Origin of the sequence: Microbacterium sp., from assembly GCF_052102115.1 — a bacterium.
GTDB lineage: Bacteria > Actinomycetota > Actinomycetes > Actinomycetales > Microbacteriaceae > Microbacterium.
Window position 1 is genome coordinate 13,572 of sequence record NZ_JBQDVP010000057.1, and the last position, 1,437, is coordinate 15,008.

At 65.9% G+C, this 1,437-nt stretch carries 2 protein-coding genes; one reads left to right on the plus strand and one right to left on the minus strand.

Annotated elements, in window-relative coordinates:
- The first annotated feature begins 81 nt into the window (after window positions 1-81).
- A complete protein-coding gene (locus ACTICP_RS13915; RefSeq protein WP_441893346.1) occupies window positions 82-768 on the plus strand; it encodes a helix-turn-helix transcriptional regulator in 687 nt (228 codons plus the stop codon).
- Between the two features lie 33 nt (window positions 769-801).
- Here ACTICP_RS13915 and ACTICP_RS13920 read toward each other — a convergent pair.
- The coding region (locus ACTICP_RS13920) for a sugar phosphate isomerase/epimerase family protein (protein WP_441893348.1) at window positions 802-1,437 on the minus strand (636 nt) is incomplete at its 5' end.

A 1,437-nucleotide genomic window follows, 5' to 3' on the forward strand; every position in this document is an offset into this window, starting at 1 on the left:
ACAAGTTAGCGCAGCTCGAACACATTGTCTAGATGAGATACATTTAGTTCAGATGACGACCGGGGGTGCAGAGTGGGAACCGTGGGAAAGCAGACGCACGACACGTATGAGGATGCCGCCGAAGTTCTCGAAACCTTCCGGCCGCTCATGCGCGCCATCGCCGCGGCAGGCGGCCCGTCCTGCGAAGTCGTGCTGCACAACCTCGACGGCGCCGACGTCGACCTCCGGCACACGATCGCCGCGATTGAGAACGGCCACGTCACCGGACGCGAAGTCGGCGGCCCCTCGACGAGCCTCGGGCTGAATGTGCTGCGGAACCGCAAGGAGGATCACGATGCCTTCGGCTACCGCGGGTTCACCGACGACGGGCGCGAGCTGCGCTGCTCGAGCATCTACCTGCGCAACCACGCCGGCGACATCATCGCTGCGCTGTGCATCAACGTCGACCTCAGTATCGTGCAGCACGCGCGATCCCTGCTGGAATCGCTGCTCCCCGGACAGCAGGTGTCGGCGAACGCCTCCCCGGACGAATACTTCGGCCGCGACCTCGTCTCGGTGATGGACACCATGATCACGGAGGCGATCCGTGAGGTGGGCCGTCCGGTCACCCAGATGACGCGTGAGGACAAGGTGGGCGTGCTCGCCCACCTCGACGAGCGCGGTGCGACGCAGATGCGCAAGTCGGTGGAGACGATCGCCGTGCGGCTGGGCATCTCGCGGGTGACCGCATACGCGTACCTGGATGAAGGGCGCCGCGCAGCGAACTGATGCCGAGCCGCTCCTTCGGCCTCAGAGTCGAACTCAGCGCGTGGAGAAGGCGCTGTCGAACGCGGCATCCGACGGCCGGTACGACGACATCTTCCGCACGAACTCCAGTGCCTCGGGGGCTCCGACGAGCCGGTCCATGCCGGCATCCTCCCACTCGACCGACAGCGGTCCCTCGTAGCCGATCGCGTTCATCATGCGGAACGCGTCTTCCCACGGCACATCGCCGTGCCCGGTCGAGATGAAGTCCCAACCGCGCCGCGGGTCGGCCCACGGCAGGTGCGACGACAGCCGGCCGTTGCGGCCGTTGCCCAGGCGCTTTTTCGTGTCCTTGCAGTGCACGTGGTAGATGCGGTCCTGGAAGTCCCACAGGAACGAGACCGGGTCGATGTCCTGCCACACCATGTGCGACGGATCCCAGTTCAGGCCGAACGCTTCGCGGTGCCCGATGGCCTCGAGCGTGCGCTTCGTGGTCCAGTAGTCGTACGCGATCTCGGACGGATGCACCTCGTGGGCGAACCGCACGCCGACCTGGTCGAACACGTCGAGGATGGGGTTCCAGCGGTCGGCGAAGTCCTGGTAGCCGGCGTCGACCATCTCGTCGGTGGCGGGCGGGAACATCGCGACGTACTTCCAGATCGACGACCCCGTGAACCCGGTGACCGTCTTCAC